This window comes from Undibacterium sp. Ji83W (genome assembly GCF_049340385.1).
In the GTDB taxonomy this organism is placed as follows: domain Bacteria; phylum Pseudomonadota; class Gammaproteobacteria; order Burkholderiales; family Burkholderiaceae_D; genus Undibacterium.
The window spans coordinates 100,029-125,171 of record NZ_JBMPOZ010000004.1; the positions used below are offsets into that span (position 1 = coordinate 100,029).

The following is a 25,143-nucleotide window of genomic DNA, read 5'->3' on the forward strand; positions in this document are numbered from 1 at the left end:
GCCATGCTTGAACTAATTAAAGGAACCCTGAAAATGCCACTATCCATGAACAATACTGAGAATAAGAAATGGATGCTACGTCTTTACGTAGCCGGCCAGACCCATAAATCCATCATCGCACGCGCCAATCTTCACAGAATTTGTGAACAGCATATGCCAGATAAGTACCATGTCGATGTCATCGATTTACTGGAAAACCCGCAGTTGGCAAAGGAGGACCAGATCATTGCCATCCCGACCCTGGTACGTAATATGCCCGCGCCCATGAGAAAAATCATCGGTGATCTTTCCAATACCGAAAAGGTATTGATGGGTCTGGATCTTTCTGCTGACACGTGAGTGAACGCAAAAAATGCATCTGTAAATCCTTGCCCTTCGTTCTGACGACTAGTGTATACACAGCAAAGAGTACAGAAGGTTTTTTGTGAGCATGGGATGCACATTATGTTTGAATTATGAATCTTTATCACACCTCCTTCTCAGAAAAAGAGTCGATGTGATTGTAACGGCGACTTTGGTGTAGAAGTCTTCACTTCTATCAAAGGCGTGATTGACAAATTGCCTGATACACCGTGTCTGCCGCAGGAAGTTGATCAAATGGAGTACCTATGAACAATGCTTCAAGCGTGCATCATTTACTGCCGGAATCATCAACCGAAATGGACGGTTTGCGCGCGCGCCTGCGCGAAGCGGAAGAAACCCTGGATGCTATACGCTACGGGCGCGTTGACGCCCTGGTCATATCAAAAAATGACGAAGAAAAGATTTTCACCTTGCAAGGCGCCGAACACACTTATCGCATGATGGTCGAAGCGATGAACGAAGGCGTGATAACGCTGGCGAGTGATGGAACCATACTGTATTGCAATCGCTGTTTCTCCGATATGCTGAAAATACCCCTGGAGAAGATCGCCGGGAATTTGTTGCAGAAATATGTTGCCCCGGCCAATATTGCCGTGGTCGAAAAAATGTTGCGGGGCATCGAAACCGAAAAAGCAGAGATATGGCTATTCGATGCCAACGGCAAGAACCTGCCGGTTTTCCTGTCGCCACAGATACTGCAGATCAAAGATGAACCCACCGTCATCTACATGGTCGCTATGGATTTGACCTCTCACAAACAATACGAGGCCAGGCTGGAATATCTGGCCAACTATGATGCCCTGACTGGCCTGGCAAACAGGAACCGCCTGCATGACCGCCTCAGGCAAGCTATCGTATCTGCAGAGCGTTATAAACACCAGGTCACAGTGGCTTTTATTGACGTCGACCTGTTCAAGTTCATCAACGACAGTCTTGGGCATCATGTGGGTGATGAATTGCTCAAAGCAGTGGCTGCGCGATTGAAATCCTGTATGCGCGAAAATGACACGGTGGCCCGCCATGGCGGTGATGAATTCGTGGTGATAATTGATCATTCAGATGAAGCGGTAATCTCCCTGTTGATGTCGAGGATACTGGCTTCGGTCGCTGAGCCCATCATGGTAGAAGAACGTGAATTGCAGGTTACCTGCAGCATCGGTTTCAGCCTTTATCCTATTGATGGACTGGATGCCGACACGCTCTTGAAAAATGCCGATGCGGCGATGTACCGCGCCAAGGAACAAGGGCGCAACAATGTGCAATTCTATACAGAAGAACTGAATCAAAAGATACGCAAAAGGCTCTCCATAGAGTCCATGCTGCGGCATGCATTGGACCGTGATGAATTTTTCCTGCAATACCAGCCCCAGGTTTCCCTGCAAACCGGAGCAATAGTCGGCGTTGAGGCATTGATACGATGGAATCATGCATCGGAAGGCATAATTTCTCCGCTAGACTTCATCCCCCTGGCAGAAGAACTGGGCTTGATCGTCCCTATTGGTGAATGGGTACTTCGTACTGCCTGTGCACAAATGCAGGCATGGCATCAAGCCGGTTTTCCCAAGATCAGCGTTGCAGTCAATCTGTCCGCACGTCAATTCAAGCAACAGGATCTGGCAGAAGTCATTGCCCGTATATTGCAGGAGACTGGCCTGGACCCTGCTTATCTGGACCTGGAACTTACCGAAAGCATGGTGATGCACAATGTTGAGTCAGCGGTTGCGATGCTGAACAAACTCAAGTATATGGGCATCAAGTTATCTATCGACGATTTTGGAACAGGGTATTCGAGCCTGAATTATCTGAAACGCTTTCCTATCGATTTTTTAAAAATCGACAAATCCTTTGTCAAGGACATCACCTGCGAACCAGATGACGCCGCAATTGCCTGCTCAATCATTGCTTTGGCACATAGTCTCAGGTTAAAAGTGATCGCCGAAGGCGTAGAAACTGAAGGCCAGCTTGCCTACCTTGCATCCCATTCTTGCGACGCAATACAAGGTTATTATTTTAGCCGCCCGATGTCACCCGCAGCATGCGAACAATTTTTCTCGCAGGGCAAACAACTGGCCGTAAGCCTGGACAAGCTATCCACCTCCAGAAAAACAATGCTGATTGTAGATGATGAAACCAGCATAGTAACTGCTTTGCAGCGCCTGTTCCGTCCCGATCACTATGATATTCTTGCGGCTTCAACTGCCCGTGAGGCATTCGAATTGCTGGCTTTACATGACGTGCAGGTCGTCATTTCTGATCATCGTACAAAAGATATGAACGGTACCGATTTTTTGAGCAAGGTCAAAGATCTCTACCCAGATACTATCCGCATCATGCTTTCGGGCTATACCAATCTCGATTCCATCATCACTGCCATCAATTGCGGGGCCATTTACCGTTTTTTTACCAAACCCTGGGACGATGTGATATTGCGCAAGGACATACGCGAGGCATTTGAACACTACGGGCTCTTACACGAAGCAAAATCTGTAAGTGAAGTAGGTTAAGGTAGGCCCTACACCATCACCTTTGCCGAAGCCTCCGCCACTATCCGTCTCAACCATTGCACCTCCGCCGCCGCATGGGCGCGTTCATGCCAGAGCATGAAGAACTTCATCTTTGGTACGGTAATGGGCATGGGCAAGACTTCTATCGGCCAGTCTCTGGCGCATTGCACGGCGAAGCTGCGGCTGGTGGTGAAGATGAGGTCGGTGCGTGAGAGTACGTAAGGGACCATGCCAAAGTAAGGGATGGTCATCTGTATCTTGCGTTTCAGCCCCTGCTCTGCCAGCGCGGTATCGATGATACTGCGGTGGCCCATCATGTAGGGCGTGGGGGCCAGGTGGGCCATTTCCAGATAGTATTTGATCGACAAACCCTTGCTGACTACCGGATGTTTGCGATTCACCATGCACACTACTTCGTCTTCAAATAATTGCGCCAGATGCAGGTGGGGCGGCAAGTCTGGCCAGTTGCCGATGACGCAATCTAGTTCGCCACTTTCCAGGCCGGCAGTATAATCAAAACCAGCATTCAGGGCATGCACGGTCAGCCCTGCATTGGGTGCCTGTTCGCGCAGTTTTTCTATGATCAGGGGGATCAGCAAGGCGCTCAGGTAATCCGGTGCGCCGAGGTGGAATATGCGTTGGGTTGAGGCTGGCATGAAGGCCGGGGCCGGGCTGGCGATGCTTTCCAGCACGTTCAGACCCTGGCGTGCCAGCAGCAAGAGTTCTTCACCACGCTCAGTCGCGGTCATGCCATTCTTGCCACGCACCAGGATGGCGTCACCAGTAATTTCGCGCAGGCGTTTCAGCATATTGCTGATGGCGGGTTGTGATTGCCCCAGCTTCATGGCGGTACGGGTGACGCTGCGCTCAGTCAGCAGGGTATGCAGGACGCGCAATAAATTGGTGTCGAGCTGATCCATCAAACGCTGGTTCATGCTTTTACCTCAACTGAGGGAGATGAGGCTAAGGGTAAATGCAGCGGCAAAGGCAATACATCACCATCGACAAACACCAGCATCTGGCCAGATGCGCATTGGGTCCAGTTTTCATTGGTGGTCAGTGGTTCGGTGACGATGATGGCAACCTTGTCGGCAGGGGTGGTCACTTGGGAAAAATCCACGGCCACGTCTTCATCCGTCAAGGCGGCTGTACTGAAGGGATGCTGGCGCACGATGTAGTAAAGCTTGGTCGAACAATGAGTGAACAAGGCTTCGCCATTCGACAGCATCATGTTGAAGGTGCCATAACTGGCGATTTCTGCCGTTATCTCGTGCATGAACTGGGCCAATTGTTGCACCGATGGCAATTGCTCGCCAAAGTGACGGCGCATGCGTTGAAGCAGGTAACAGAATGCCCGTTCACTGTCGGTATTGCCAACCGGCTGGAAACTGCCATCAAGTACAGGCGCAAATTCCTTCAAATCGCCATTATGGGCAAACACCCAGTAGCGTCCCCAGCATTCACGCACAAAGGGGTGACAGTTTTCCAGGCTGACCTGGCCCTGGGTTGCCTTGCGTATGTGGGCGATGACGTTTTTGGATTTGATGGGATAGCGCTTGATGAGCTCGGCCACTGGTGATTCCACCGCTGACTGGTGATCAACAAACAGGCGTACGCCGCTGCCTTCAAAGAAAGCGATACCCCAGCCGTCCTTGTGCTCGTCCGTCAAACCGCCGCGTGTTGCAAACCCGGTAAAACTGAAGACTATATCAGTTGGGGTATTGCAGTTCATTCCTAGTAATTGACACATGATGCATATAGTGAAAACAGTTTGCACATACCTTACCATAGGCAAACCCGCTTATTATTCCCATCTATATAAGATTTTGAAGTTTGCTTATGTTATTTGCGACCAGCTTTGATGGCAAAACAACGATCAGCAGCATAAGCAGGCAATACCAGCCTGAAAAAATGCCCCTTTAAAGATGCCAGTGGTAAATGTTTTACATTTTGACCGTAGACTAAGCTCATATTGAGGCAGATAATCTGAACGTGGCCTGAAATCAGGCTGATAAAGGAATAATCATGCAAAATTTCAGCACCGATGCCTTATTGCTGGCAGTACCTGAATTAAAGGATGTTGCGCCCAAACACTACCCTGACCTGGTGTTATTGGCCGCGCAGAAAACATTCAAGACGCGCAAGCCGTTCTGGCGTGAATTCATGACGGCTTTGACAATATTCGCAGCAATTTATCTGTCCAACCGCATCGCCGCGCCAGACTCGATATGGATTAGCTGCGTGCTGACTGTCGGCCTGGCCCTTGTTTCCATGTTTGCGATAGACCTGATGTACTTCCGCAAGTTAAAGCCAGCGATCATTGACAGGCTTGCCAAGATCAAACCTGGTACGAAAGAATAAGCAGAATAAGTAGCGTAAGCGCAGCTCAGGTCCAAGCTTGCAAATCGCAGGCCTAAGGTTTCAGGTTTTTATGGCAAACACTTTTTGAAATTCACGTTTGCCCTTGCTGGTCAGTGCCAGTGCCCGGCTATCAAGGTCACGTTCCAGCCAGGCGTGGTTTAGCAGCAAATTCAATAAAGCCGCACCCAAAGCGCCGCCCAGATGCGGCGTGCGCTCACTCCAGTCCAGGCATGAACAGGCGAAACGCCGTCTGGCCTTGCGGGTAGTGGCAATATCCAGGCCCAATTCTTCCAGGCCTTTGCTGCCTGTGCTGGTCAATTCATAGGCGGTTTCCTCACCTTCTACAGGTCTGATCCAGGCTTGCTGCATCAGGTAGTCATGCACACCCACTGCCACCTCGCCCGCCATATGGTCATAGCAGGTACGCGCCTTGCGCAGGCGGTCTGGCGTATTGGGTACAAAGCGTGATTTGGGCAGACCGGCGATCAGTAACAGGGATTCCAGCGCAATCGCGACTTCATTGCTGGCGAGCTGGTAATAACGGTGCTTGCCCTGCGCCACCACGGTTACCAGATGCTGCTCCAGCAATTTGCTCAAATGCACACTGGCAGTGGAGGGGCTGACCTCGGCCACGACAGCCAGCTCAGTGCTGGTGCGGGCGCGCCCGTCCATCAGGCTGCACAGCATGCGGGCGCGGGCAGGTTCGGCAATGGCACCTGCCAGCTTGGCCAATTGGGTATCGGCGTAATCTATATTGTCTGCATTCATAGTTTGATGGTAGACGAATTGTTCAATGCAAACAAGCCCTATACTGCATTTCATTACCTCACCATCCGCCCTGCCATGACACAGACTATCAACATCCTGAATGCCGCCTGCCACACAAATCCTTATCCTTATTACGCCAGCTTGCGTGAAGGGTCTGCACTGGTTTTTGATGCAGAACTCAAATGCTGGATAGCCAGCCGTGCCGCAGTCGTAAAGGAAGTGCTGGAATCCCCAGCTTGCGCTGTCAGGCCAGTTGCAGAAGCTGTGCCACGCAATATTGCAGGCGGCACGGCAGGAGAAATTTTTTCAAACCTGGTACGCATGAATGAAGGCCAGGCACATGCCCTGCCCAAGCAAGTAATACAAAGCTCATTACGCAAGCTGGACTTGTCTGACATCGCTGCATATACGCAGCAGCATGCTACTCAACTCGCCAGTAAGTATGAGCTGACAACCGGAAGCGGGCTGACACAATATCTGCTCGACTTGCCTGTGCATGTCATGGGCAGTGTACTGGGGTTTGAAGAAAATGCTTTAGCTGCCCTGGCAAACTGGATGGCAGATTTCGTGCGCTGCCTTTCGCCACTGAGCACAGCAGAACAAATCGACACGGCACATATTGCAGCAAAAGCTTTGCAAAACAGTTTCCGTCAACTGCTGCAAGACAGCCAGGTAAAACCTGGAGGATTTTTGGCAGCTCTGCAAAGCGAAGCAAGACAATGTGGCTGGCACCATGCTGACAGCATCTTGTCCAACCTGATAGGCTTGCTGTCACAAACTTATGAAGCCACTGCTGGCCTGGCGGGCAACAGCCTCACTGCCTTGCATGCTCACCCTGACATACTGAAGAGCCTGCGTGATGGTGGTACAGACTTGCCACAAAAATTAAGTCAACTGGTAGCCGAAATCGCCCGCCATGATGGGCCTGTGCAAAACACCCGACGCTTCGTCAGCCAGGCTTGCGAAATAGCTGGTCAAGGCCTGAAAGCGGGTGATGTTATCGTCGTCTTGCTGGCCGCTGCCAATCGTGATGCGGCAGTTAATCCTGATCCTGATACTTTGCAACTGGACAGACCAGACAGAAAAGTGTTCACCTTCGGCCATGGTCGCCACGCCTGCCCAGGTCAACACATTGCAGAGCAAATCACTGGGAATTGCCTGCACTATCTGCTGAGCAAACCAGTATTTGATTTTTCTACATTGCACTGGGCATACCGTCCTTCACTGAATGGCCGCATTCCCGTATTTACTCACAACAACCACAACAATGAGACCACATGATAGCCGTGATTTTTGAAGTCATACCGCATGCAGAAAACAAGCAGGAATATCTGGATATCGCTGCAGGGCTTGCGCCCTTGCTCAGGGAAATGGATGGTTTCATTTCCATAGAACGTTTCCAGAGCCTGATTGATCCCGGCAAGATTTTGTCCCTGTCATTCTGGCGCGATGAAGCGGCAGTCGCGAACTGGCGCAATACTGAAGAACACCGGGCAGCGCAGTCACAAGGACGCGGCCATGTCTTCTCAGGCTACCGTTTGCGCATTGCATCCGTAGTGCGTGACTATGGTTTGCTGGAGCGTGAACAGGCACCGGCAGATAGTCGTCATGTGCATGGCTAATGTAATTAAGTGCACCCCAGATTGATGGCGTAGTATCCGGAAAAACCAGAAACAATTTTCATATCAATAGGACTTACGCAAAATCGTCCCAGCAAGGCGTCAGCGACGAAGACAGTACTTTGGTACGACTAGGAGTTGCAACGCAGTTGGGGCAGTTTTTCGGAAGTCCTAATCAAGAAAGAAATTCAACATGTCTGAACTACAGCTCTACCTGAATACGCATTTCCTGAACAAGGCACAATTCGCTGCGGCCTGTGCTATTTCTGAAGCAGAATTAAATGACTTGCTGGCGGCACAAATACTGCCCGACCCTTCTTATGTAGTCTCAGAAAAGGCCACCATCAACTCTGCCGTATTTGGTGAGTCAGATGCCGCCGATACTGTTGCCGGTGACTATTTTCGTGATACGCATATCACCTGGTGCAACAGGGCAAAACAGCTGGTGGCCGAACACGGGTGGGCAGCAGCACCAGAACTGATGAAGCAAGAATTCATGCGTGACTATATCGCTGCACTGACAGAATTGAATGCCAGCGTATGGCATTTGCAAGACTGCTTCGAAGCGGACGGCACGGCAAACACCACGGGCCTGATGAAAAATGCGGAATCCCACTGGAAGCATTTCTTGCTGGGCACTTTTGGTATCTGTACTGCGAATCCGGTATCTGCAGCCGAGATTGCGCGCAAAGGCGTTTTACAGGAAAAACTTAGCCACCTGACCGCCAATGGCAGCAAGACTGATTTCAGTGCGACTGAAGCGAGGGAAATCCTGCCGGTAGTCGATGCCTTTGCAAACGCCGCCATGTGGTTTTCACCCGCAGAATATGCGCGCTCCAGTCGCAAACGCCTCGTCGATGATATGCGACCGCGTTTGCAAGCTGCAATAGCAACATAAGCTCGGCAATGCAGTCAGGGTAGTTTTATTCAATACGCAGCAAGCGTAGCCCGGTATAAATCTGTCTGCCGACTCACTTATACAGACTACGCTTATGCTCACCTTCAATCTTTATCTCTCCATGGCTGCCTTTGCGCTGGCCGCCTCCATTTCACCCGGCCCTGTGAATATCGTCGCTTTGCGCTCAGGCACGCAATATGGTTTTCGTGCCAGCCTTGCCCATGTCAGCGGTGCCACCATAGGCTTTACCGTCTTGTTATTCCTGACTGGCCTGGGCCTGCATGAGTTATTGCTTATCATGCCCGCACTGACAAAAATCATACAATGGGCAGGTGTTGCTTTCCTGCTGTTCCTGGCTTACAAGCTGGCTGTCGATAACGGGCAGTTGGAAGTCGATGAAAATGGCAAGGGGCCATCCGCCTGGTATGGTGCGCTCATGCAATGGCTTAATCCAAAAGCCTGGCTGGCATCCATTGCAGGCATGGGTGCCTATGCGGCAAATGGTGATGCCAGCATGGTCTGGCACTTCACCATCATCTATTTCTTCATTTGCTATGCGTCGATAGCCGCCTGGGCATATGCAGGCACGGCCTTGCGCCAGCTATTCAAAAAGCCTGCTCTGATGCGTGCCTTTAACCGCAGCCTGGCTGTGATGTTATTGATCAGTGCAGTGTATTTGATGCTGAGTTGAGCCGGATTTCATGCCTGATACTGTCCTGGCGTCGCCGCCAGCAAGCGTTTGAAAACCCGCTGGAAATGCGCCTGGTCAGCAAAACCTGCTTCCAGCGCAGCATCAGCAATGGACGCACCTTGCCGCAATTTTTCTTGCGCATATTGCACGCGACGATTGATCAGGTAAGCATGCGGCGTCATATCATATTGCTTCCTGAAGGCACGAAATAAATAGGAGGCCGACAAACCTGCGTGGGCAGAAATATCATCGAGGCTCAGGTCTTGTGTACAGTGCTCATGGATAAAATCAGCAGCCAGCTTGAGTTTGGCATTTTCCAGATGCAGTTCTGCCGGAGCAGACTGCAAGAGTCTATGCAATTCAGAGAAATACTGGATCACACTGCCCTGCTTGCTAATGAGTTCAGCTTCAGGATCGTTCAGGGTTTGATATAAATCGAGCAGGCCTTCATACAAGAAAACATTGTCAGACACTGCACTGGTATAAGCATGAAATTCTGGTTTTTTTACTTGTCCCAATTCAGCTTGCAAAGCTGCCAGCCAGTTGGCATCAACGTACAACATGCAAAATGACCATGGCAAATCATCGACTGGCTTACAGATATGCACCTGCCCCGGATTGATGATCACCAGCTTACCTACTTGCACATGATGCTGCGCACCAGCCACGACAAAATTGCTTGCGCCCGCAGTCACAGCACCTATGCTGAAAGTCTGGTGTGCATGTTTGTCATAACTGGCTGAACGCCCTTCTGCCAGATAGCGCGCCTCGATAAAAGGCAATCTGTCGTCGCGCCAGAAGCGCGGGACTGTATCTGCCAGAGTCTTGAGTTGCGCCATGTTTTATGCAAGGGTTTATTTGCCGATACAAAACCGCGAGAAAATCACACCCAGCAAATCATCGGAAGTAAATTCACCAGTGATGCTGTTCAAACGGTCTTGCGTCAAACGTAGCTCCTCTGCAAACAAATCCAGCGACTGGTCATTTTGTGCTGCATATTCTGCGGCATTTTGCAGGTGTTCATGCGCGTGCTTGAGGGCGATCAGGTGGCGTTCGCGGGCCAGAAAAAGCGATTCACCGGTTTGCTCCCATCCGGCAATGCGCAGCAATTCCTTGCGCAGCAGATCTATGCCTATGTGTTCATGCGCGGACAGATAAATATGCGTGGCATCGGACATTTCATCGACGCTGGCATGGTGACCGGACAAATCTATCTTGTTCCAGATGCGTATCACTGGCACGCCTTCCGGGAAGCGGGCAACGATGGCATCGTCAGCGCGGGTCGGGCCGCGGCTGGCGTCAAGCAGGTGCAGGATGACATCGGCTTTTTCCACTTCTGCCCATGTACGTTCTATGCCTATACGCTCTACTGTATCGATGGCATTGGCGACCTGGCCTTCTTCGACTTCATCATGCTCATGGCGTATGCCAGCGGTGTCGATGATGTTGAGCGGTATGCCTTCGATATGGATAGTCTCGGTCACCTTGTCGCGGGTAGTACCGGCGACGGGGGTGACGATGGCGACATCATCGCCAGCCAGCACATTCAACAGCGATGATTTGCCGACGTTAGGCTGGCCTGCCAGCACCACGTTCAAACCGGCGCGCAGCAAGGCACCTTGGGCCGCTTGCTCGAACACTTTTTGCAGGGCAGCCTGTATGGTCGCCAATTGGCCACGGGCATTGGATTTTTCCAGGAAGTCGATTTCTTCTTCCGGAAAATCCAGCGTCGCTTCTACCAGCATGCGTAAATGCACGACTTTTTCTACCAGTGCATGGATGACCTTGGAGAAAGCACCAGACAGGGATTGCGATGCTGACTTGGCTGCGGCCTCGGTCGAGGCTTCGATCAGATCAGACACGGCTTCTGCCTGTGCCAGATCGAGCTTGTCGTTCAAAAAGGCGCGCTGGGTAAATTCACCCGGCTCAGCCAGCCGCAAACCTGCATCCTTGCCCGCTTCCAGACAACGCGACAACAGCATTTGCATGACAACCGGGCCGCCATGGCCTTGCAGTTCCAGCACATCTTCGCCGGTATAAGAATGCGGTGCCTTGAAATAAATGGCGATGCCCTGGTCAATGACGGTGCCATCTGCCTGGGTAAACGGCAGGTAACTGGCATGACGCGGCTTGAATTGGGTAGTGCCAAACAGGGCAGCGACGACAGGGGCAAGGTCCTTGCCGGAAATGCGCACTACACCTATGCCGCCACGCCCTGGGGCGGTGGCAATGGCAGCGATGGGAATGGGTTCGTAGATCATGTTGAAATTCTATCTGTGCTTGCACACTATGAGTGCAAATTAGTCTGCGGGTTTGTGACGGAAATGCGACAGGGTTTATGTCTGTAATGTGGCAATTCCCTGGGTTTAACCCCCTTCCCCTTCAAGGGGAAGGCAGGGATGGGGATGGGTTTCTTTCGTAATTTGAGTTTGCGATTAATCAACCGAACCCCATCCCCACCCTAACCCGTCCACTGCGCCACTTGCAAGTGGCTTAGAGATTTGTGGCGCAAAGCATGCTTTGCGAATTCCCAAAAATCTCCCCTTGAAGGGGAGGGAATGAAGAACTAGGCCACAACACCACCAAAAACAAAAAAGCCCGCAAGCAAACTTGCGGGCTTTCTCATTTGCTCAGTTTTACGCTCAAGCCTTATGCTCTGGCGGTATCAATTTATTGTTGATCACCCATTGCTGCGCAATCGACAAGATATTGTTGACTACCCAATACAATACCAGACCAGATGGGAAGAAGAAGAACATGACCGAGAATGCCAGTGGCATGAACATCATCATCTTCGCCTGCATAGGATCAGCCGGTGCTGGATTCAACTTGGTGGTGATGAACATGGAAATCGCATACACCACTGGCAAAATATACCAAGGGTCAGGTGAAGTCAGGTCAGTGATCCAGCCCACCCATGGTGCGCCGCGCATTTCCACGCTGGCTTGCAAGACCCAGTACAGTGCCAAAAATACAGGCATCTGGATCAGGATAGGGAAGCAGCCGCCGAGAGGATTGATTTTCTCGGTTTTGTACAACTCCATCATGGCCTGGTTCATTTTTTGCGGATCGTTTTTGAAACGCTCACGCACAGCCTGCATTTTCGGTGTTACTACCTTCATTTTTGCCATGCTGCGATAACCGGCAGCCGACAAGGGGAACAACGCCAGTTTGATGGCGATCGTGAAGACCACGATAGTCCAGCCCCAGTTACCCAGCATTTTGTGGATTTGCTCCATGACCCAGAACAGCGGCTTGGCGATGATAGTCAACACGCCATAATCTTTAACCAGCTCAAAACCAGGGGCAATTGCTTCCAGTTTGGCAGATTCTTGCGGGCCAGAATACAGGTGTGCATTCATGGTCACTGTTGCGCCCGGTGCCACTGTGCCCATAGGCAAGACATTACCGACTGCATACAGATTGGTATCAACCTGCTTTGTGAAGATTTCGCGCTTGGTCTTGTCTTGCGGGATGAAAGACGACACAAAGAAATGCTGCAACATCGCTATCCAGCCATTGTCCGATGCTTTGGCATGGCCATCAGTACCCTTGGCGATTTTTTCAAAATCCAGTTTCTGGAATTTTTCTGCATCTGTATATACCGCCGGTGCATAGAACTCGCCGCTGCCAGAGAACATGCCGCCGCTTTCAGGCTTGGTGCCGTCATGCAGCAATTGCAGATACAGGGAAGGCGTGATCGCTGCCGCGCTGGTATTGGTCACATCATGGCGCACGTCGATCAGGTACTCACCTTTTTTGAAAGTATAAGTCTTGGTCAGTTTGACGCCACTTTGCTCAGCTTCCAGCACCAGTTGCACCTGGTTGCCGCCTTCCAGGGTACGAACGCCTGGTTTGGCGATAAAACCGGACTTGTGATTAGGGAAAGCGCCGCCCAGCAAACCGGTTTGCGCCAGATAAGTACGCTTGGCTGAATGATCAAACAAAACCATGTTTTTTGTATGATCAGAGCCGTCTTTATGTTTCAGCAATTCCAGCTTTTTCAGCTCGCCACCAATGGTATCAATTTCTGCCTGAATGACATCGGTAGTAATGGTAATGGTTTCGCTCTTGATGACAGGGGCGGCATTTGCATCAGCGCCTGCCACAGCAGTGGCGCTTGCAGCAGCACTAGCGCTACCTGCTGCGCTGGCAGCGGTGGCCGTATTACTGGCAGAAGCCGATGCACTGGCCACTTTTGGTGGCGGCGGGGCAAACATAGACGGCTTGCCGCTATATACACCCCAACCATTCCAGAGCATGATCAGCGAGAAAGAGAAAATTACCCACAGGACGGTACGTTTGATATCCATTTGTGTATGTCAGGAAAGGGGAGAAGAATGTCCAGTGTGCTTGCCATCATGGCAGCACTGGGCAGATGTGGGGGTGGTTTGCGATTTTTCACTAGCGGGTGGCACATTATCCACGCCACCGGGGTGCCAGGGATGGCATTTGCACAAGCGCTTGCCCGCCAGCAAGCTTCCCTTGGCGGCACCGTGTATCTTGATGGCCTCTGCCGCATATTCAGAGCAGCTTGGATAAAAACGACAGTTCTGCCCCAACATGGGACTAATTGCCAGTTTATAAAATCTGAGCAACAGGAGCAGCAGGGTTTTCATCTCAAATGCCCTAAAGTTGACTTACCGGCAGCTTGGCACCAGCCAATGCGCAGGCCGGTGCCGCGAACAGACGCAGGATTTCCGCCCTGAGCTCACGCTTGAGCTGGGCGGTCGTCGCCGGCCCCGCCTTGCTATTAACAGGGCGGGACAGCCGCACGATGCAATCCACATTCAGCAAGGCTGAATGGCGGAATATCTCGCGGGTGACGCGCTTGATGGTATTGCGTGTCACGGCACGTGGCGCAAAACGTTTGGCGGCCACCACACCCAGACGGGCATGCGGCAAATCATTGGTTCTGGTGTACAGCACAAAATGCGCGGTCTTTTGCACGGGGCGCAAACGAAAAACGGATGAAAACTCATCCGTTTTAACGATGCGCCTGACGCGGGCAAAATCTGCGCCGCCTGCACCTGCCTGAACTGGCTCAGTTATATTATTGATCATGCGAATTCAGCAAGGCTGCGCAGATCAACGAACTGATAATCAAGCTGCCAGGCGTTTACGGCCTTTGGCGCGACGTGCGTTCAGAACAGCGCGGCCACCGCGGGTTGCCATGCGTGCGCGGAAACCGTGAGTGCGCTTGCGGCGAACGACGGAAGGTTGGTAAGTACGTTTCATGTTGGTCTCGCTAATTGAGCAATAAAAAAAATCGGAATTACGGATAAAGGCTGTCTTGGGTGCGACTTCGGCTTGCACATTTTCGTCAGGCCTTTCGCCTTTACTGCCCCAAAACCGCTGCTCATGGTGTTATGCATCAATCCATCAAAAAAACCGATAATTAAAGCCGCACCAATAAAAGAGGGGTAGGGAACCCTGAATTAGACACCATTTTTGCTTTGCGTGTCAATCACTTAGCGCAAAAATTAATCAACCAGGGCACACCTATTGGTGCAATGCAAAGAATAAATTTAAACCCAAACCTGTGGATAACTCGGTCAAGCGGGGTTAAAATAGCGGATTAGCGCGGCACCGTTTTATGTCTTTCAGACAACTCACCCAGCGATAGAGGTGCAAGCCTCTCGGTAGTTCTTATTAAAGTCTTACTTACTAAGATCGCAACGGTAGAATTTAATTCGGCACCGCGCATTTGCATTTAATAATTAAAGTCATACATGGAAAATTTCTGGCAGGCCTGTTCGTCCCAACTTGAGCAAGAGCTTCCACCACAGCAATATAGCGCCTGGATCAAACCGCTATTCCCGCTTGACTTTGAAAACGGCAAGCTGCGGATCGCTGCGCCCAACCGTTTCAAACTGGACTGGGTCAAAGCGCAGTTCGCCAACCGCATCACTGACCTGGCTAACCAATTCTGGGATGAAGAAGTGGAAGTGCAGTTTGTGCTCGACCCGCGTGGCAACAGAAAACCTGCTCCTGCAGCGGCGGCCACACCACGTTCACAAGGTTTGAATGCCGACCTTGATGCCCAGGGCAGCGTGCCAGAAATGATGTCTGAACCTGCTGCGCCAGAAGTATCGCCGCGCCGCGAACAAAGCCGTATTAATTCCGACCTGACTTTTGACAGCTTCGTCACCGGTAAGGCCAATCAATTGGCCCGCGCTGCAGCCATCCAGGTGGCGAATAACCCTGGCGTTTCCTACAACCCATTATTTTTATATGGCGGTGTTGGCCTGGGTAAGACACATTTGATCCACGCCATCGGCAACCAGATCCTGGTTGATAACCCCAATGCCAAGATACGCTACATCCACGCTGAACAGTACGTACGCGACGTAGTGACCGCTTACCAGCGCAAGGGTTTTGATGAGTTCAAGCGTTATTATCATTCGCTGGATTTGTTGCTGATCGATGATATTCAATTCTTTGGCGGCAAGAGCCGTACGCAAGAAGAATTCTTTTACGCGTTCGAAGCCCTGATCGCCGCCAAGAAACAGATCATTATCACCAGTGATACTTACCCAAAAGAAATCACCGGCATGGATGACCGCCTGATTTCGCGCTTTGACTCTGGTCTGACAGTTGCGATTGAACCGCCAGAGCTGGAAATGCGCGTAGCGATCTTGCTCAAGAAAGCCCATTCAGAAGGTGTGAATATTTCCGACGACGTCGCCTTCTTCGTTGCCAAGCATTTGCGCTCCAACGTGCGCGAACTCGAAGGCGCATTGCGCAAGATTTTGGCTTATTCACGCTTCCATGGTAAAGAAATCACCATCGACGTGGTGAAAGAAGCCCTGAAGGATTTGCTATCGGTACAAAACCGCCAGATATCCGTAGAGAACATACAGAAGACCGTGGCTGACTTTTTCAACATCAAAGTCGCCGACATGTATTCGAAAAAGCGTCCGGCCAATATCGCCAGGCCGCGTCAGATTGCGATGTACCTGGCCAAGGAACTTACGCAAAAGAGCCTGCCAGAAATCGGCGAACTCTTCGGCGGCCGCGACCACACAACGGTCTTGCACGCAGTCCGCAAGATCACCGCAGACCGCACCAAGAATCCGGAATGCAATCATGAATTGCATGTATTAGAGCAAACGCTCAAGGGTTGATGGGCTGGATGTTGTAGGATGTGCAAGTTGGAATGGTTTTGGCAGTAATTTGTATGGCAGTTTCGTAGGGTGCGCCATGCGCACCACGGCAATAAAGCCGGACAAGTGCGGTGCGCACGGCGCACCCTACGGGTTGGCAAGGGTTTTGCTCTGGAATCAGCGATACGCGTAAGCAACAAACGCCACGGGATTCCAGCCTGCGCTGGAATGACGGTTTTGAGAGTGCGACCAGAATTAAAGCAGCAAGCTGTTTAAAGCTGCATGAACAGTATTAACGTCATCCCAGCAAAGGCTGGGATCCATCTGCGCAAGAATCATTTGCACAGGGTGACATAAAAATTTGGCAATATGAGGTGACTCCTTCCCCTTCAAGGGGGAAGGTTGGGATGGGGTTCTATCGTAATTTGATTGAAGATTGATCAACCGAAACCCATCCCCACCCTAACCCTCCCCTTGAAAGGGAGGAAATGAAAATTTGTAGGGTGCGCCATGCGCACCACGGCAGTAAAGCCAGCTAAAACGGTGCGCACGACGCACTCTACGGGTTGGCAAGGTTTTGCTCTGGAATCAGCGATACGCGTATGCAACAAACGCCACGGGATTCCAGCCTGCGCTGGAATGACGGTTTTGAGGCTACGGGTCGCATTGACGTATCAGATGTTTGAAGCAACAAGAAAAGTATTAACGTCATCCCAGCGAAGGCTGGGATCCATCTGCGCAAGAGCCGTTTGCACAGAACGACGAACAAATTTGTAAAGTGCGCCATGCGCACCAAAGTAACAAGCAAGACCGCAGTAAATATGTGAAGCAATCTATAAAAGCAGCAAGAAATAGTTAAGTTCCTTGTCACCATACAAAGTGAGGATATTCAAATGCAATTGGTTAAAACCCACCGGGACACCCTGCTCCGGCCTTTGCAAATTGTGAGTGGTATTGTCGAGCGTCGGCATACATTGCCGATTCTGGCCAATATCCTCATTCGCAAAGACGGTGAACAGGTGTCGTTCCTGTCGACAGACATAGAAGTGCAGATCACGACCAAGGCAGCCATTGGTTCTGGCGGTGACAGCATTGCCACGACTGTGGCGGCCCGCAAATTGCTGGATATTTTGCGCGCCCTGCCAGATGACAATGATGTTGTCCTCAAGCTTGAAAACAAAAAGATGAGCGTGCAGTCAGGCAAGTCGCGCTTCTCCTTGCAAACCCTGGCGGCAGAAGAATTCCCTACCGTTGCTCAGGCCGAGCATTTCAATGCCAGCGTCAACCTGCCACAAAAAACCCTGAAGCACCTGTTCAACATGGTGCATTTCTCGATGGCGCAACAAGACATTCGTTATTACCTGAATGGCTTGCTGCTGGTCGTCGATGGCAAGAACGTCATCGCCGTCGCAACTGATGGTCACCGTCTGGCATTTTGCCAGGTCGAAGTCGAGCAAGAGTTCCCGCGTCATGAAGTCATCATCCCGCGCAAGACCATCATCGAGATGCAGCGCCTGCTGGAAGACAAAGAAGACCCGGTGCAAATCGACATCGCCAACAACCAGGTCAAACTGACTTTTGCCGATATCGAACTGATCTCCAAACTGGTTGAGGGCAAGTTCCCTGACTTTAACCGCGTCATCCCAAAAGGCTATAAAAACAGCTTCACTTTGGGCCGCGAGCAATTGCTGCGTTCATTGCAGCGTGCCGCGATCATGACATCTGACAAGTTCAAGGGCGTACGTTGCGTCATCACCCCTGGCCTCATGCAGATCCTGTCGACCAATGCCGACCAGGAAGAAGCGATAGAAGAAATCGAAATCGACTACGGTGGCGACAGCGTGGACATCGGCTTCAACGTCAGCTATCTGCTTGATGTATTGAATAACCTCAAATGCGACCAGATATCGGTGTCTTTGGGCGACTCCAATTCATCCGCACTGATCACTATCCCCGACAACACCGACTTTAAATATGTCGTCATGCCGATGCGGATATAAGTTGTAGATATCGACAGATGCCGTGGACACTATATCCACGGCGATCTTAATACCGTCATTCCAGCGCAGGCTGGAATCCAGTGTCGTTATGCCCTGATGCATCAACACCCAAGACACTGAATCCCACCTGTACCAGAATGACAAAGCAGTCCCTGAATAAGTTTCACATTGGGCGATTTACAAAATTGTCCAAAACAGTTCGTTTTTTTAGAAGGTAGCCATGTCCGATAACACCCAAGACAACACTCCAGCGCAGCCCAATCAATACGGCGCGTCTTCAATCCAGATTCTGGAAGGCCTGGAAGCCGTGCGCAAACGCCCCGGCATGTACATCGGTGACACCTCGGACGGCACCGGTCTGCATCACCTGGTCTTTGAAGTGCTGGATAACTCCATTGATGAATCCCTGGCAGGCCACTGTACCGAGATCAATGTCACCATCCATAGCGACAACTCCATCTCCATCACTGACAACGGCCGCGGCATCCCTACCGGTATCAAATGGGATGACAAGCACGACCCAAAACGCAGCGCCGCAGAAATCGTCATGACCGAGCTGCATGCGGGTGGCAAGTTCGATCAAAACTCCTACAAAGTATCCGGCGGTCTGCATGGCGTGGGTGTCTCCTGCGTGAATGGCCTGTCCAAGTTGCTCAAGCTGACTATCCGCCGCGATGGCAAAATGTATGCGATGGAATTTGTCCGTGGCGTACCTCAAAACCGCGAACTCGAAACCGTTGATGGCATCGTTACCTCACCCATCAAAGTCCTGGGTGACACCGACAAGCGCGGCACTGAAGTCCACTTCTGGGCAGATGAAGAAATCTTTACCCATGTTGAATTCCATTATGAAATCCTGGCCAAGCGCATACGCGAATTGTCCTTTTTGAATAATGGCGTACGCATCAAGCTCAACGACCACCGCACCGGCAAAGAAGAATTGTTTGCCTTTGAAGGCGGCACACGTGGCTTTGTTGAATACATCAACAAAAACAAAAGCGTGCTCAACCCGACGATTTTCCAGGCCACTGGCGAACGCCAGTCTGACCAGAACACCACCATCACTGTCGATGTCTCCATGCAATGGAACGACGCCTACAATGAACAGGTATTGTGCTTCACCAACAACATCCCGCAGCGTGACGGTGGCACCCACCTGACCGGCCTGCGCGCCGCGATGACCCGCGTCATCAACAAGTATATTGAAGAACACGAATACGCCAAGAAAGCCAAGGTAGAAGTCACGGGCGACGACATGCGCGAAGGCCTGACCTGCGTCTTGTCCGTCAAAGTGCCAGAACCAAAGTTCAGCTCGCAGACCAAAGACAAACTCGTCTCAAGTGAAGTGCGCGGCCCGGTAGAAGAAATCGTCGCCAAGACCCTGTCTGACTTTTTGCAAGAACGACCAAACGACGCCAAAATCATTTGCGGCAAAATCGTCGAGGCGTCCCGCGCCCGTGAAGCAGCCCGCAAAGCCCGCGAACTGACACGCCGCAAAGGCGTCATGGACGGCCTGGGCCTGTCCTCCAAACTGGCAGACTGCCAGGAAAAAGACCCGGCCCTGTGCGAACTGTACATCGTCGAAGGTGACTCTGCGGGTGGATCAGCCAAGCAAGGCCGTGACCGTAAGTTCCAGGCCATCTTGCCACTGCGCGGTAAAGTCCTCAACGTAGAAAAAGCCCGCTTTGAAAAAATGCTGTCCAGTGAGCAGATCACCACCCTGATCGCCACCCTGGGCACCAGCATTGGCCCGGACGAATTCAATGCCGACAAATTGCGCTACCACCGCATCATCATCATGACCGATGCGGACGTCGATGGCGCCCACATCCGCACCCTGCTGCTGACCCTGTTCTATCGCCAGATGCCACAACTGGTAGAACGCGGCCACATCTACATCGCCCAGCCACCACTGTATAAAGTCAAGGCAGGCCGCGATGAACGCTACCTCAAGGATGATGCAGAAGAAGCCACCTACATGATGACAGTGGCCCTGACCGGCGCATCCCTCACGCCAGGCACAGGCGCAGCCCCTATCACTGGCGAAGCCCTGGGCGAACTGGTACGCCAGTACAACCTCGCCAACGCCATCATGATGCGCCTGACCCGCGTCATCGACCGCGCTGCCCTCACCGCCATCATGACTGGCGTCACGCTGAAACTGGATAACGCAGAAAACGCAGAAGCATCCGCCATCGCCCTGACCGCCGCCATCGGCGACAATGCGGTGAAAGCAGTAGTACGCAGCGACGAACTCTCAGGCGCATTCAGCCTGCGCATAGAACGCCTGTACCACGGCAACATCAAGGTCAGCAGCATCGATGCTGACTTTGTTGACGGTGCCGATTACCAGGTACTGGAAAACGCCGCCACCACCTTCAAAGGCCTGCTCACAGAAGGCGCATTCATCCGCCGTGGCGAAGGCGAAAAAGCCAAGGAAATCGCCGTCCACGACTTCCACCAGGCCATGCTCTGGCTACGCGACGAAGCCGAACGCGGCGTCAGCAAACAACGCTACAAAGGTCTGGGCGAAATGAACCCAAGCCAACTCTGGGAAACCACCATGGACCCCACAGTCCGCCGCCTGCTCAAAGTACAGATAGAAGACGCGATTGCCGCCGACCAGATCTTTACAACACTGATGGGCGACGACGTGGAACCACGCAGGGCATTTATTGAATCGAATGCGTTGAGGGCGGGGAATATTGACGTTTGATAATCAAGCGCCTCGGCGCCTTTTAAATTGTAAATACAACGACAAAGGCCCGTCATGTTTAATGCACGACGGGCCTTAGCTTTTGAGGCAAAATCAATTTTAATCAGAAAAAAATTGAATAGAAAAACGATACGCTTGTTCGTTCATAAATCATAAATAAGCCCATCGACTTTTATTGTCGCGCCTAGAACATCTATAAAAATTACATCTATTTGCTATTTTCCATCAATTGCTCGCGCTTAAATATTATCGACATGATCGAACTTGATATCTATTCCAATACTCCCGATGAGATTTCTATAGTTGAGCGTTATTGGGCCATGAATTCTGATGGTAAATTCAAAGAGAGCGTAAAAGATTTGCTTCCGTTTTACCATATTACAAGCACTACACAGCTCTCTGCATTTATCCGAAGTATTTCGCAAGCTTGGGATATGAATCAAATTTGCAAGCAGTGTGGCAAATACCAAGAAGTCGCTAGTCGATCTGAAATAAAAACGTCACACCAAGAAATGCGCCAACCATGCGCTGCCTGTCAGCGAGTCATCGATGAAGAACTGCGCGAGGCTGAAGCAAAAATTGGAGCTGATCTGCAACGTCGGTTAGCTACTGCTTCTGAATTAGCTTCATCACGCAAAATTGCTTACATCGATTTACCTGATGACATCGCTCTGATCTTAATTGCGCTAGAGCGAGCAATAAATCCACGTCTATTTACAAGTACATTTATGCGCTCCGACTGCCGAGCACTTGTACCGTGTTATGTAGGAGATTTCATCAAAAAATTGTACAAATCTGTGGCTATTATTGATAATCCGAGTGAAGCAGTAGCTGGGACATATTTTGTTAAAGACAATCAGCTTTGGCATAAGTCTGATCAAGTAGTTTATTCCTTAACTCCAAATTCTACTTTCGTTGCCAATGAAGATGCTTTTAATACTCTAGTTTTACGTCCATTCGATAATCACAAAGCAATTCTAAATCTCTGGCTTGATTATGCAACTACCGACTGCATGCGTTATCTTTTGGATCAATGCGAAATGCACGGCCTTTACACAACAACTGAAGATGATGAAGAAATTCAAAGTATATTTCGAACCGCGCTTAGGACTTACAGCGTTGCGCATATGTGGTCAGCAATTTGGAAGATTGTGAAGGATGCCGCCTCGCTATCTACTAGGACTTACTATAACCGAGAAAAAGCCGCCGCAACCATACCAGGGAAAATCTCACGTTTCCTTGAAAAGGTGCAAGTGGGTCAAGTTACATTAAAAAGATGGAGTCGCCCCGAGAGTCAGTCTTCGGGAACGCTGGGACAAGTATTTAAGGAAATATTTGGAATAGATGAAGAAACGGAAGGCACAACGGTTATGTCTATTTTCGCAGATACAGAATTGCCTTATAGTGTTGATTCCAAATTGTCGATCGGTGAACTTGCTGAGCCAACTCGACAGCTCATGACTTGTGCTTTGGCTCGCGGGATGGAAGCTCAAGTTATGTTGTTATTTGCAGATATGGTTAGAAATGGGATTGATACTGCAAGCGCAATCAATTCAGTTTTTAAGGCATTTCCTGTATTTAAAAAACCAGAAAACTAGATTGATTTGAACAAAAATGAGAATATCCATAATAAAGTAAACATAGTTATATTACATCTAGTTCACATTTCACCAAATACGCGAAAGTCTCATCTAAATACTCAGGCAATCGTGTCCCGTCTTCTACAACACCCTCGGGCACAAAAATCACCATGCCTTGCCGCGCCCTTGTCAGCAAGACGCGATATGCATTTTCCAAGTAACGTCGTTGCTCTTCATTCTGGCGACGTTTCCAAGTTGTGCCGGTAAATCTCCAATGCTCAAACTGTCCGTCAACATAGCGATAATCGGCATCCCACCCAATTAGACACCAATCGAGTTCTAAGCCTTGAATATCAAATTCGGTGGCTACATCTTCTAAAAAATGACATGAACGTATATCGTCTTGTTCATTCAAAAACCAATCAGCCGCGGAGAGCCTATTTTTTACGAATATGCCTTCAGGTTTTAAACGTACTGCACCCGCTGAAGCAATAACCCCTTTAGTTTCATTAGCGCGAGCGCGTTGTTTGATCCACGCTTTGGCTTGTTGTAAATCACGAGTGACGACAATGGGAAATTTATCTTTGAAATTTTGGTAGCATGCACGCGCTTTTTCTGGCTCGTTATGTATCAAGTAATGCACCATGTGCGAAAGTTTTTCTGCACGAAAAGATCGCATCGATGTGGCTAGATGAAAACTATTTTGTGCTTGCGCTCTTGCAATGCCCGCAAAGCTAATGTCGCGCCCAGCATATTCGACTTGAGAGAGTTTGCTCGAATAGAAAACATGCCAATCAGGAAAATCTTTTTCCAATGCATCGACCCACCCTTGCAAACCTGCTTCACCTGTATTGATTTCTTGCCCACCGCCGATCAATGCAATGATTACACACCAATCGTGACGATCCATCACGCTGATCAAGAACTCTGGTTCAGATTGGGAAAAATCTTTTTGACCACGTTTAGTGGTCATAAATTTTGAAGTATTTTCTTGATCCCATGCTCGTTGTGCTTCATCAAAGATCACTACGCGTTCTGATGGAGCAGTTTTGTCTTTAATGTATTCGTCACGGAATTTGTGAATATTTTGGATGGAAGCTGCTGCTGCACGTAAAGCCTCTGCTTTATTTTTATGCGCTTTGCGTATTACCGAATCACGCGCAAGTGCCTCGGTCAAAACCTCTACCAACGGTCCGTTACCTGATAAGAAGACAGCATGCTCTTCTTTTTCGGCGCTGATGTCTGTAGCTATATTTAGTCCGACTAAAGTCTTACCAGCACCTGGCACACCTGTGACAAAACAAATAATTTTTCGTTGATGTATTCTGGCTTGATGAATTACTTCTTTTAATGCTTGCGAGGTGACATGCAAGTTTTGTGCGCCCGCATCGTTGCGGGCAATGTCACTCACATCGTGACTCGCATAAAGTGCTTGCGCTGCTTCGACAATTGTAGGTGTAGGCTTATAGGAAGAATGGAGCCATATATAGAACTCAATTGCCGGCGGATTGCTAATATGGTCAACACAATATTGCAATGTGTTACGTAAAGTGGTGCTATTGGCTCGCAATGGATCATAAACACTATCGACTTGCTGCATAGAGCCGCTTTGCGTTACTGATGCACGCGTTGCCACCAATATTGGCACGATAATCTTGTCGTGACTTCCTTCATGAAAATGGTGCAGATCAATAGCATAGCCGTGTACTTGCCTGATATCTTGCGCGGCATAGTCTTCGGCGCCAACCTTAAACTCCAGAACAAAGATAATATTTTTGTAGATAAGCACTGCATCAGCACGCCTGCCCATACGTGGAATTTGAAACTCAAAAAATAAATAGCCTTCGTTAAAGCCTTGCAGATTTTCTTGCAAGATATCTATCTGACTTAGCCATGCACCAGTTTGCTGATGTAATAATTCCTGAGAATGGTTTTGTGTGATTTTACCGATAATCGAGTCGGTCGATTCATTCAAGAACGATGTCACATCGGCTGTATAAAAAGCACGATTCGACATTATTGATTTTCTTTCGACGGAAAGAGTGTTGCTACTGACAAACCAAGTGCTTTGGCGATACGATAAATATTTACAAGACTAACGTTCCTCACACCTCGCTCTATACCGCTAATATAAGTGCGATCTAATTCTGCTATGAGTCCCAACTGTTCTTGGCTTAAACCACGTGCAACACGTAACCGTTTTAGATGAAGTCCAAACTCGATTAAATTTTGATCCGCCATCACTTTACCAATTGTTGATTCATAAGTGATGATGTAGGCATGTGACTTATAGGTCTACGGACTATGAGTCACATAATTACTTTAATGGCAATATTCTGCCATCACCTGTTAGAGTTTTGGCATTTTAATTTTAGAGATGTGAGGGACAGGTTGAAGAGCGCGTTGCCATGGGTGATAGGTGGTCGTGCCTAAGCCATGGGAAGAGCCTGGTCTAACTATCAAGAACGCAATGGCATGCTAGTGCCACTTAGCGGCGAGGCAACATGATTGCAATACTTATGAAATCTAGATTGGTA

22 protein-coding genes are annotated in these 25,143 nt (G+C 50.0%); 11 read left to right on the forward strand and 11 right to left on the reverse strand.

Annotation, left to right across the window (positions count from 1 at the left end; genetic code table 11):
- Nucleotides 1–3 precede the first annotated feature (3 nt).
- Complete coding sequence (locus ACO0LD_RS09505; RefSeq protein ID WP_423006085.1) at nt 4–339, forward strand: circadian clock KaiB family protein; 336 nt, start codon at nt 4–6, stop codon at nt 337–339.
- A gap of 269 nt (nt 340–608) precedes the next feature.
- The gene (locus ACO0LD_RS09510) at nt 609–2,867 is read left to right on the forward strand and encodes an EAL domain-containing protein (RefSeq protein WP_423006087.1); all 2,259 of its coding nucleotides are present in this window, start codon (nt 609–611) and stop codon (nt 2,865–2,867) included.
- A gap of 8 nt (nt 2,868–2,875) precedes the next feature.
- On the opposite strand, the gene ACO0LD_RS09515 is transcribed toward ACO0LD_RS09510, so the two are convergent.
- A complete protein-coding gene (locus tag ACO0LD_RS09515; RefSeq protein ID WP_423006089.1) occupies nt 2,876–3,802 on the reverse strand; it encodes a LysR family transcriptional regulator in 927 nt (308 codons plus the stop codon).
- On the reverse strand, nt 3,799–4,617 hold the full coding sequence (locus ACO0LD_RS09520; RefSeq protein WP_423006091.1) for a class II glutamine amidotransferase: 819 nt from the start codon (nt 4,615–4,617) through the stop codon (nt 3,799–3,801). The genes ACO0LD_RS09515 and ACO0LD_RS09520 overlap by 4 nt, the downstream gene beginning before the upstream one ends.
- Nucleotides 4,618–4,892: 275 nt before the next feature.
- Here ACO0LD_RS09520 and ACO0LD_RS09525 point away from each other — a divergent pair, with 275 nt between their 5' ends.
- The gene (locus ACO0LD_RS09525) at nt 4,893–5,228 is read left to right on the forward strand and encodes a hypothetical protein (RefSeq protein ID WP_423006093.1); all 336 of its coding nucleotides are present in this window, start codon (nt 4,893–4,895) and stop codon (nt 5,226–5,228) included.
- Between the two features lie 60 nt (nt 5,229–5,288).
- Here ACO0LD_RS09525 and ACO0LD_RS09530 read toward each other — a convergent pair whose 3' ends face one another.
- On the reverse strand, nt 5,289–5,996 hold the full coding sequence (locus tag ACO0LD_RS09530) for an ArsR/SmtB family transcription factor (RefSeq protein ID WP_423006095.1): 708 nt from the start codon (nt 5,994–5,996) through the stop codon (nt 5,289–5,291).
- Nucleotides 5,997–6,002: 6 nt separating this feature from the next.
- Between ACO0LD_RS09530 and ACO0LD_RS09535 the strand changes: the two genes are divergently transcribed.
- The 4 genes from ACO0LD_RS09535 to ACO0LD_RS09550 all read left to right on the forward strand — a co-directional run bounded on the left by ACO0LD_RS09535 (nt 6,003) and on the right by ACO0LD_RS09550 (nt 9,204).
- Nucleotides 6,003–7,277 (forward strand): cytochrome P450, encoded by a 1,275-nt coding sequence (locus tag ACO0LD_RS09535; RefSeq protein WP_423006097.1) that lies wholly within the window; start codon nt 6,003–6,005, stop codon nt 7,275–7,277.
- Nucleotides 7,274–7,618, forward strand: coding sequence for an antibiotic biosynthesis monooxygenase family protein (locus ACO0LD_RS09540; protein WP_423006099.1), 345 nt, complete (start codon nt 7,274–7,276; stop codon nt 7,616–7,618). The genes ACO0LD_RS09535 and ACO0LD_RS09540 overlap by 4 nt, the downstream gene beginning before the upstream one ends.
- A 190-nt stretch (nt 7,619–7,808) precedes the next feature.
- Nucleotides 7,809–8,513, forward strand: coding sequence for a DUF6058 family natural product biosynthesis protein (locus ACO0LD_RS09545; RefSeq protein WP_423006101.1), 705 nt, complete (start codon nt 7,809–7,811; stop codon nt 8,511–8,513).
- A 94-nt stretch (nt 8,514–8,607) separates the two neighbouring features.
- Nucleotides 8,608–9,204 carry a LysE family translocator gene (locus ACO0LD_RS09550; protein ID WP_423006103.1) on the forward strand — a complete coding sequence of 199 codons (597 nt, stop codon included), beginning with the start codon at nt 8,608–8,610 and terminating at the stop codon, nt 9,202–9,204.
- A gap of 8 nt (nt 9,205–9,212) precedes the next feature.
- On the opposite strand, the gene ACO0LD_RS09555 is transcribed toward ACO0LD_RS09550, so the two are convergent.
- The 6 genes from ACO0LD_RS09555 to rpmH all read right to left on the reverse strand — a co-directional run bounded on the left by ACO0LD_RS09555 (nt 9,213) and on the right by rpmH (nt 14,442).
- Complete coding sequence (locus ACO0LD_RS09555) at nt 9,213–10,043, reverse strand: AraC family transcriptional regulator (protein ID WP_423006105.1); 831 nt, start codon at nt 10,041–10,043, stop codon at nt 9,213–9,215.
- A gap of 15 nt (nt 10,044–10,058) precedes the next feature.
- Nucleotides 10,059–11,465 (reverse strand): tRNA uridine-5-carboxymethylaminomethyl(34) synthesis GTPase MnmE, encoded by a 1,407-nt coding sequence (gene mnmE, locus ACO0LD_RS09560; protein WP_423006107.1) that lies wholly within the window; start codon nt 11,463–11,465, stop codon nt 10,059–10,061.
- Between the two features lie 381 nt (nt 11,466–11,846).
- Nucleotides 11,847–13,517, reverse strand: a complete 1,671-nt coding sequence (gene yidC, locus ACO0LD_RS09565; protein ID WP_423006109.1) for a membrane protein insertase YidC — start codon at nt 13,515–13,517, stop codon at nt 11,847–11,849.
- Between the two features lie 9 nt (nt 13,518–13,526).
- Nucleotides 13,527–13,823 carry a membrane protein insertion efficiency factor YidD gene (gene yidD / locus ACO0LD_RS09570; protein WP_162044374.1) on the reverse strand — a complete coding sequence of 99 codons (297 nt, stop codon included), beginning with the start codon at nt 13,821–13,823 and terminating at the stop codon, nt 13,527–13,529.
- A gap of 10 nt (nt 13,824–13,833) precedes the next feature.
- Nucleotides 13,834–14,268 carry a ribonuclease P protein component gene (gene rnpA / locus ACO0LD_RS09575; RefSeq protein ID WP_423006112.1) on the reverse strand — a complete coding sequence of 145 codons (435 nt, stop codon included), beginning with the start codon at nt 14,266–14,268 and terminating at the stop codon, nt 13,834–13,836.
- A gap of 39 nt (nt 14,269–14,307) precedes the next feature.
- Entirely contained in the window at nt 14,308–14,442 is a 135-nt protein-coding gene (gene rpmH / locus ACO0LD_RS09580) for a 50S ribosomal protein L34 (RefSeq protein WP_061535510.1), read from the reverse strand.
- A 494-nt stretch (nt 14,443–14,936) separates the two neighbouring features.
- Between rpmH and dnaA the strand changes: the two genes are divergently transcribed.
- From dnaA to ACO0LD_RS09600, 4 genes are all read left to right on the forward strand, one after another.
- A complete protein-coding gene (gene dnaA / locus ACO0LD_RS09585; protein ID WP_423006114.1) occupies nt 14,937–16,331 on the forward strand; it encodes a chromosomal replication initiator protein DnaA in 1,395 nt (464 codons plus the stop codon).
- Between the two features lie 872 nt (nt 16,332–17,203).
- A complete protein-coding gene (gene dnaN / locus ACO0LD_RS09590) occupies nt 17,204–18,310 on the forward strand; it encodes a DNA polymerase III subunit beta (RefSeq protein WP_110254682.1) in 1,107 nt (368 codons plus the stop codon).
- 220 nt (nt 18,311–18,530) lie between these two features.
- A complete protein-coding gene (gene gyrB, locus ACO0LD_RS09595) occupies nt 18,531–21,026 on the forward strand; it encodes a DNA topoisomerase (ATP-hydrolyzing) subunit B (protein ID WP_423006116.1) in 2,496 nt (831 codons plus the stop codon).
- 254 nt (nt 21,027–21,280) lie between these two features.
- Nucleotides 21,281–22,624 carry a hypothetical protein gene (locus ACO0LD_RS09600; protein WP_423006118.1) on the forward strand — a complete coding sequence of 448 codons (1,344 nt, stop codon included), beginning with the start codon at nt 21,281–21,283 and terminating at the stop codon, nt 22,622–22,624.
- A gap of 46 nt (nt 22,625–22,670) precedes the next feature.
- Here ACO0LD_RS09600 and ACO0LD_RS09605 read toward each other — a convergent pair whose 3' ends face one another.
- Together ACO0LD_RS09605 and ACO0LD_RS09610 are read right to left on the reverse strand one after the other, a co-directional pair.
- Nucleotides 22,671–24,623: a DUF2075 domain-containing protein gene (locus ACO0LD_RS09605; RefSeq protein WP_423006120.1), complete on the reverse strand. Its 1,953-nt coding sequence runs from the start codon at nt 24,621–24,623 to the stop codon at nt 22,671–22,673.
- Nucleotides 24,623–24,847, reverse strand: coding sequence for a helix-turn-helix domain-containing protein (locus ACO0LD_RS09610; protein WP_423006122.1), 225 nt, complete (start codon nt 24,845–24,847; stop codon nt 24,623–24,625). The genes ACO0LD_RS09605 and ACO0LD_RS09610 overlap by 1 nt, the downstream gene beginning before the upstream one ends.
- Nucleotides 24,848–25,143: the final 296 nt, after the last annotated feature.